Source organism: Sphingobacterium shayense, from assembly GCF_013179575.1.
Lineage (GTDB): Bacteria > Bacteroidota > Bacteroidia > Sphingobacteriales > Sphingobacteriaceae > Sphingobacterium > Sphingobacterium shayense.
This window is the reverse complement of the sequence record NZ_JABMCQ010000177.1, coordinates 1-8,294: the sequence shown is the minus strand read 5'-3', so window position 1 is coordinate 8,294 and position 8,294 is coordinate 1. Positions and strand designations below refer to the sequence as shown.

General features: G+C 39.0%; 7 protein-coding genes and 1 pseudogene. 5 read left to right on the top strand and 3 right to left on the bottom strand.

The genetic code is table 11. The features are described 5' to 3' along the window. Nucleotides 1-249, top strand: a pseudogene (locus HP439_RS16195) (thymidine kinase); the annotation flags it as partial. A gap of 73 nt (nt 250-322) precedes the next feature. Here HP439_RS16195 and HP439_RS16190 read toward each other — a convergent pair. Both HP439_RS16190 and HP439_RS16185 read right to left on the bottom strand, forming a co-directional pair. Then, on the bottom strand, nt 323-838 hold the full coding sequence (locus HP439_RS16190) for a glutathione peroxidase (protein ID WP_172391377.1): 516 nt from the start codon (nt 836-838) through the stop codon (nt 323-325). Nucleotides 839-843: 5 nt separating this feature from the next. After that, nucleotides 844-1,710, bottom strand: coding sequence for an N-acetylglucosamine kinase (locus HP439_RS16185; RefSeq protein WP_172391375.1), 867 nt, complete (start codon nt 1,708-1,710; stop codon nt 844-846). Nucleotides 1,711-1,959: 249 nt separating this feature from the next. Here HP439_RS16185 and HP439_RS16180 point away from each other — a divergent pair, with 249 nt between their 5' ends. Then, nucleotides 1,960-3,693 (top strand): M61 family metallopeptidase, encoded by a 1,734-nt coding sequence (locus tag HP439_RS16180; protein ID WP_172391374.1) that lies wholly within the window; start codon nt 1,960-1,962, stop codon nt 3,691-3,693. 163 nt (nt 3,694-3,856) lie between these two features. On the opposite strand, the gene HP439_RS16175 is transcribed toward HP439_RS16180, so the two are convergent. Next, nucleotides 3,857-4,384 (bottom strand): hypothetical protein, encoded by a 528-nt coding sequence (locus HP439_RS16175; RefSeq protein ID WP_172391373.1) that lies wholly within the window; start codon nt 4,382-4,384, stop codon nt 3,857-3,859. A gap of 173 nt (nt 4,385-4,557) precedes the next feature. Here HP439_RS16175 and HP439_RS16170 point away from each other — a divergent pair, with 173 nt between their 5' ends. The 3 genes from HP439_RS16170 to HP439_RS16160 are packed head-to-tail and all read left to right on the top strand — an operon-like array spanning nt 4,558 to nt 8,185. Beyond that, nucleotides 4,558-6,321, top strand: a complete 1,764-nt coding sequence (locus HP439_RS16170) for an AMP-dependent synthetase/ligase (RefSeq protein WP_172391372.1) — start codon at nt 4,558-4,560, stop codon at nt 6,319-6,321. Then, nucleotides 6,321-7,307 (top strand): YihY/virulence factor BrkB family protein, encoded by a 987-nt coding sequence (locus HP439_RS16165; protein WP_172391371.1) that lies wholly within the window; start codon nt 6,321-6,323, stop codon nt 7,305-7,307. The genes HP439_RS16170 and HP439_RS16165 overlap by 1 nt, the downstream gene beginning before the upstream one ends. After that, nucleotides 7,307-8,185, top strand: coding sequence for a DMT family transporter (locus HP439_RS16160; RefSeq protein WP_216657881.1), 879 nt, complete (start codon nt 7,307-7,309; stop codon nt 8,183-8,185). Before HP439_RS16165 ends, HP439_RS16160 begins: the two co-directional genes overlap by 1 nt. Nucleotides 8,186-8,294: the final 109 nt, after the last annotated feature.

The window sequence follows — 8,294 nt, the reverse complement described above, 5'->3', positions numbered from 1 at the left end:
CAACTCGCAAACCGGGGCGTGCGCGTCATAGTGGCAGGGTTAGATATGGACTATAAAGGCGTGCCTTTCGGTCCGATCCCAAATTTGTTGGCTATCGCGGAGCATGTCACTAAGGTGTATGCTGTTTGCGTCCAATGCGGCGCTCCTGCAACGTTTTCCTATAGAAAAGGGGCGAGCGAGGAACGTGTCCTTTTAGGAGAAAAAGAAAACTATGAGCCTCGCTGCAGACGTTGTTATTACGGGTTATAAACAACTACCGAGCAAGGGATAAAAAACAAAACCTAACTCGGTAAACTCTTTCTAATTAACACCTTAATTGTTGCTACAGATTTCCGGTAATCGATTCGTCAAGAGGGTTAACCTTTGAACGATAACGATGTATCAGTTTCCCTTCTTTGTTCACAAGGAATTTTTCAAAATTCCAATTGATATCACCTATAAAATCTTCATTATCAGCAGTCGTTAAGTATTTAAACAGAGGGCTTATATCCTCTCCAATGACATCGGTTTTTTCCGACAACAGGAAAGTGACACCGTAGTTACGTTCACAAAAACTTTGTATCTCTTCATTACTTCCAGGCTCCTGACCCTTGAAGTTATTTGCTGGAAATCCAATAATTACTAAATCATCGCCGTAAGTTTCGTGAAGTGTCTGCAGATCCTTATACTGCTTCGTAAATCCACACTTCGACGCAGTGTTCACAATCAATATATTTTTACCTCTAAAATCTGATAAATTAATTTCCTTACCATCGATTGAGGTAAAATTAAAATCATAAACAGATGTTGGTGGACTCATAAATGTCGCCAGTAATAAGATTGTATTTAATAGTATCATAACCTTTATTTTATTTGCATTAATTTCTGTTCTCTATCAACAATGTAATGAAACAAATGTTCTATTGGGTTTTTAAGAATCGTTCCGACCTTGACACCTAGAACTTCGCATACCTCGCGAAGTTGCAAATCGAAATGATAAGCTATTCGTCCTACAAAATGCACCTTATAGTCCCAATAATTTGGATAGGTCATTATATTTGTGCGAACAAATTCATCGAAGCCATTTCGTAGCAACCTATCGATATAAGGGTGTAACAGATTTTCTGCCATAAACTCAGCAAACGACGCTAAATATGCATTTGGACGATCTTTTTGATATACGTTTTTAATGACAATATCCTTGTTTAACCTATATTTATCGGCAAATTTCGCAGATAAATCTTTAGGCATCGTGCCATATAAATAACTAGTGATCAGATTTTTTCCGAACCATGCCCCAGACCCTTCATCCCCTAAAACATACCCCATCCCATGAATCCCAGATTGCAATTCCTCGCCGTCAAAAAAACCTATATCTGATCCTGTACCAATTGTGCTAACATACCCTTTTCGATGACCACATGTAGCATATGCACATCCCAATAAATCGCTTTCAACGGCAATAAAAGCAGTCGGGAAAATTTCAGTTAAAGCGTTAGACACAATCTCTCTACGGTCGGGCGTGATACATCCAGCCCCGAAAAAATACACTTCGTGTATTTCACTGGCATAGGGTAAAATTTCAGGCACCTCTTTCATTACTTTAGCTATTTCCTTTTCATTGACAAAGAAAGGATTTAAACCTTTAGTTCGAAAAGACAATGGTTTACTATCGGGCAAATTTAGCATCCAATCGGAACTTGAAGATCCGCTATCTGCAACTAGAATCATACGCTGTTCTCAAAGTTTTGTATACTCAAATTTACACAAAAAATGGGAATAATCGCCCTAGTATGTGCAAAATTGAACATGTTGCGAGAGCCGAACATGTCATCATACTCAAATTCGACTGATCCACGAATTCGACAATTAAGATATCATTGTAGTGACACGCGAAAATAAGATTTGACTGAACATAATTTAGAATTGCATCTCACGTAGATTAAGATTAATTTTGTATTTCAACAACATCCAAACTAAATGGTAGACTCCAGTATACATTTTCGCATATCCTTCATTGAACCTCAAGCTCATTATGTTGAAGTGGAAGTCATCATCAACAATTTCACGCAAGAATTCGTTAATCTTAAGATGCCTGTTTGGACTCCCGGATCCTACCTTATACGAGAATACGCGAGGCATGTTGAATCATTGACTGCCTCCGTTGATAGTGAATTGGTAAGATCTGAGAAAATCAACAAAAACACATGGCGTATAAAAAATAAAAAGGGCACTCTAAGAGTGAGGTACCGTGTCTACGGTTTTGAAGTTTCGGTACGGACGAATTTTATCGACATCGATCATGCATACCTTAATCCCGCCGCAACGTTCATGTACATCGAGGGCGCAATAAATCACGCCTCAACCGTAGAGATAATTCTCCCCGAATATTGGAAGAAAATTTCTACCGGATTACCACAACAAAACTCAAAACCAAATACTTTTCTCGCGGAAAATTTTGATATTTTATTTGACACACCTATTGAAATAGGAAACCAAGATACTTGGACCTTCGATGCTGCAGGCGTACAACACGAGTTCGCAATGGTCGGTGGCGGAGATTACAATAAAAATAAACTTACACAGGATGTAACGAGAATAGTCGAAGTCGAAACTGAACTTTGGGGTGAAAACCCGAATGACAGATACGTCTTTATAACACACAATCGCCACCATGGGAGTGGAGGACTTGAACATCTCAACTCCACCGTTCTGGGTGCAACCCGTTTCGCATACAATATTGAATCTAGTTACAAAAGCTATCTTAGCTTAATTGCGCATGAGTATTTTCATTTATGGAACGTTAAACGACTGCGACCGAAAGCCTTGGGGCCTTTTGACTATGATAACGAAAATTACACCGAAGGCCTGTGGATAATGGAGGGTTTTACCTCCTACTACGACAACCTGATTATCCGACGTTGTGGGTTTTTCTCGGTTAAAGAATATCTAAATGCGTTAGCAAACGAATTCAATCTCGTATACAATCGTCCCGGTCATCAATTACAATCGGCAGCACAAGCGAGCTTTGACACTTGGATCAAGCAATATCGTCCTGATGAAAACTCCCAAAACTCGGGGATATCCTATTACAATAAAGGCGCGATGCATGCCGTTGCGCTTGATATTGAAATTTTGGCGCAAACCGGAGGCGCTAAACGCTTGGATAATGTTCTTCGTGCCGCTTACGAAAAATTTTATAAAAACGAAGCCCGCGGCTTTGACGAGGACGAATTTCTTAATCTTGCGGAAACCGTTACAGGAGTGAGCCTTTCAAAGATATTTGAAGCTGCACACAATTCCACGGAAATTGATTACAACAAGTATTTCTATAAAGTAGGTTATAAATTGATTAACGTATTGCAAGGAAGTCGAGAGCTTCATCTGGGTATAAAAACCAATGTCCAAGATGGACGTATGTTTGTAAAAAATGTAGAACGCGATAGTTCTGCTTGGCATGCTGGGCTTAATGTAGACGACGAGCTAATTGCAATCAATGGAAACCGAATTGATATGGCTGGAAAAGAAATAGATTACATTCTAAGCAATGGGCAAGCAGATGATATCGTTGACACCTTAATCTCAAGGGACGGCCGAGTTCGAACTATACATATGCCGTTATGGGAAAACACCAAAAAGCAATGGATAATAGAGGAAAATAAAGAGGCTTCGGCACAAGAAAAATTACTGGGCAATATATGGCTATCAATTTAAACAGCGTATCTCCTTAGCTACAGAATGAAATAGCTACCAAGTATTGCATTCACCATATGTCCTATTATCTGCTAGTGGTTTACATATATTAAAACTCAATAAGCAAAGCCCTAAACAATATAGTTTAGGGCTTTGCTTATTTTAAGATAACAAGTAATAGCAATTAAAACGTATAGCGTATCGACAAACCAAACGGATCAAAAATCTTTATTGAACTCTCTTGTAAGAAATCAAAATATGGCTTAACATCTACCGAAACTGAGAACGGGGTCGTTGGAATAGTGTATTCCACTCCTATAATACCATCGATACTTAACGCTAGTTCTGATTTCGACTCGGTTGTCCTGATAGTGACTGAGCCATCTGGGTTCTCAGTTCTCGATTCTACTGGTTTATACTTCAAACTTCCTATACTCCCCCCAAACCCATAAAACCAACTAAAATTCTCAGCGATTGGTTTATGAAATTCATACAGCCCTACCAGTCGAAATCGCCTAGATTTGGAGTTGCTTTGTACACTCAATATCCCTTCAACAGCGCGATCTGGAGTTAGTGTATAACGATATGTAAAACCCGTAGCGCTCCCGAAACGTCCGCCCACTGCATGCTGTGTATTCAGCTGCGCAGACACCTGATTAAATGAAAATAGTAACAACCCTAAAGTTAATAACAGCCAATTTGCTTTCTTCATGAATATAAAAATTTTTAATATATGATCAAAAGTAACATTTTTTTCGAGGTCCAAAAGTTAAATTCTGTTATCAATTCCAATTAATTTTTTTATTTGGAATTCGCTCTTTGCTTGTTAAAACAGTATATTAGTAGGAAGATAACACAGATTATAAACCGTTAAATCATGAGCATATGAGTAGGCTTAAAAGGTTAGTTGACATTTTAGATAATTACGAAAACCATCACGCCAAACCTGATATGGTCGCTGGTAAACAAAATGGCGAGTGGCGGTATTATTCTACAACAGAATTCATAGAGCTTACAGATTCAATCAGCAAAGCACTGCTTGCCAAAGGACTGACGAAAGGCGATCGAGTCGCGTTAATGTCAGGAAACCGCCCAGAATGGAATATCGTTGATTTCGCATGTAATCAACTTGGTATCGCTATCGTACCATTATACCCTACCCTCTCTGCTCAAGATCTTTCTTATATTGTTAACGATGCTGAAGCAAAATTAATTTTTGTGAGCAACGAAGAGTTAGCATTCAAAATCGATCAGGCGATTCAGGAACATGACTTAAAAATAGAAATCTATGCGTTTGATGAGGTAAAGGGGAAGCAAAGTATAGATTTGCTAGTACAGCAAGGGAAACAAGTTTCTATAGACCTTAGTTCCTATAAAAATGCTGTACAACCCGAAGATCTACTTACGCTAATATACACCTCGGGTACAACTGGAAAACCGAAAGGGGTATTCCTCACCCACAGTAACATCTTAAGTAATGTTGAAGCCTGTCAACACTTGGTCCCAGACTATGCTAAAAAGGCTTTGAGCTTCCTTCCACTTTGTCACATCTTTGAACGCATGGTCGTCTATATGTATCTGACAAAAGGCATATCAGTTAACTATGTAGAAAATTTAGACAATATAGTGGCCGATATAAACGACGTAAAACCTCAAATATTCACCACCGTGCCACGCGTATTGGAGAAAGTTTACGATAAAGTTGTTGAAAAAGGAAAAGCCTTAAATGGCATTAAAAAATCACTTTTCTTTTGGGCACTTGAATTAGGTCATAATTTCCAAGAGCCCCCTAAAAATAATACATTTTACAATTTAAAACTAGCTTTGGCTCGAAAATTAATCTTTTCCAAGTGGAAGGAAGCACTCGGTGGAAATATTGGTTTAATAATTTCTGGAGGTGCTGCGTTACAAGAGCGATTGGCGCGTGTATTTTGGGCTGCGGATATCAAAGTTCTCGAAGGATATGGACTTACGGAAACGTCCCCGGTAATTGCCGTTAACTCGCCAGTCGAAACAGACGTAAAATTTGGTACAGTTGGACGGGTGTTAGACAACCTCGATGTAAAAATTGCTGCGGATGGTGAAATTCTTGTCAAGGGCCCTAGCGTGACTTCTGGCTATTACAAGAACAAAGATGCAACGCGTGAAGCTTTTGACGAAAACGGCTATTTTCGCACGGGCGATATCGGAGAGCTAACGCCAGATGGATTCCTAAAAATTACCGATCGAAAAAAAGAAATGTTCAAGACTGCAGGTGGAAAATATATTTCACCCCAAGTATTAGAAAATAAATTCATGGAGTCAACGCTTATTGCTCAGGTTATGGTAGTAGGCGAAAATCAAAGATTCCCTGCCGCGCTAATTGTACCAGCCTTTGAAGAATTAGAAAAGTGGACTAAACGCAGAGGAATTCCATTCGAAAGTCGTGAAAACGTAATTAAAAACCCTCAAGTGCTCGAAAAATATCAAAATGAAATAGACCGATTAAATAGCGAATTTGGACAATGGGAAAAAGTAAAAAAGTTCGAGTTATTAGCGAACGAATGGACAATTGACGGAGGCGAGTTAACACCAAAACTCAGTTTAAAAAGAAAAATAATATTACAAAAACAGGACGGGGTAATAACTCGGATTTATCAAGAATCGTAATGCAAAAAGAGACCTTTCTCGAGAAAACGCGTGGTTTTGGCTTGCTATTGATTGACACAGTCAATGACTTTCTTCAAGACAAATGTTTAAAAAAAAGCGCCTCGTTAGCATACTATACTGTGTTCTCTATTGGTCCATTGATTCTAATTCTGATATGGGCCGTAGGTTTCTTTTTCGGAAACCAACTTGAAAGCCCAACAGGTGCTCGCGACGAAATTATGGGCGAACTGAACGGGTTGTTCGGAAATGACATTGCAACAATGCTCAATTCTGCCATCCAAAAAATCTCGTTAGAGAGTAAATCCACTATAGGACTATATGTCGGCGTTGGCGCACTCATTTTCTCGTCAACAACAATATTTGTGGATATTCAAAATTCCATAAATGAGATCTGGCGAGTAAAAGCAAAACCTAAAAAAGGTTGGCTTAAGATAATAATCGATCGACTAATTTCATTTTCAATGATTTTAGGTTTAGGATTTCTACTAATGGCATCCCTGGTTCTCAGTAGCATAATTAGTCTAATGATGAACTATATCGTCAAATATTTACCAGATATGAATATCGAGTCACTAGATCTCGTAAATTCAGGAATTTCGTTCGCTGTCATCGCGACGCTTTTTGGTTTTATCTTCGCTTTCCTTCCAGACGCGAAAGTGCGGTTTAAAGATATATTTTGGGGCGCAATTTTCACCACACTCTTATTCCTTGTAGGAAAATATTTCATTTCATATTATTTAAGCAATAATGCGACGGCAAGCTCATTTGGAGCGGCTGGTTCGGTTATTATCCTACTCGCATTTGTATACTACGCGGCTGCGATACTCTACTTCGGCGCTGAATTTACGAAGTGCTATGCTATCAGGTACGGCAAAGGAATCCGTCCGAGTTCATATGCTGTGTTGGTTAAACAGACCGAGCTCGAGATCGACCCTGAGACAGGTATGCGTGAGATCGTAAAGTCTGACAAATCGGAAGTCAACTAGTGCAAAATAAAAGCCTTCAGTACATGTTGATTGCTGGATTTCTCTTTGCAGTTATGAATATCTGTGTTAAAAATCTCAGCCATCTTCCTACGATGGAAGTTGTACTATTTCGTTCTATAATAAGTTTAGCAATATGTGTCTCAATCTTAAATAGACGACGAATTCCATTATTCGGAAACAATAAATTACTACTTTCACTTCGCGGCGCTGCGGGATGCATCGGACTCATAGGATCTTTTTATACGCTACAAAATATCCCTCTCGCTTCGGCGGTCACAATCAATTACTTGTCCCCTCTTTTCACCGCAATTCTCGGTATATTCCTAGTCAAACAAGCCATAAAACCAATACAATACGTATATTTTCTGATGGCTATCACTGGTGTCTTAATCCTTAAGGGGTTTGACACTCGGATTACTATGCTAGATTTGGCCGTCGGATTAACCGCAGCAATATTTGCAGGGCTTGCATACAACATTATTGCTCGTTTAAAAACAAGCGAACATCCTTTAGTAATTATTTTTTATTTTCCCCTAGTCACGCTTCCTGTGGTATCAATCTTTACTATCCTAAATTGGCGCACTCCCATCGGGATAGATTGGCTCTACTTGTTTTTGATTGGACTACTCTCACAAGGCGCTCAATACTTTATGACGTTATCCTACCAACACGCCAACCTAGGAAAAATCGCTAGCTTGAATTATCTAGGTGTTATTTATGCGATCATTTTCGGCTATTTTTTCTTCGATGAACAACTAAGTAATTATTCTTTGATAGGCATACTAATAATATTGGTTGCAGTTATATTAAACTTGCGAACAAAACAGTCCATGACAACTGTTATCGATTCCCAGAGAAATAATCGAGTAGGAAGATAGGGATTATTTCCCTATCTGTCCTCTCACACCACCCGGCATACGGATCCGTACCAAGGCGGTTTGTTAGAATAACGTCGTTTGATGTGTTGTTCTCCAGTAATAATAGTCC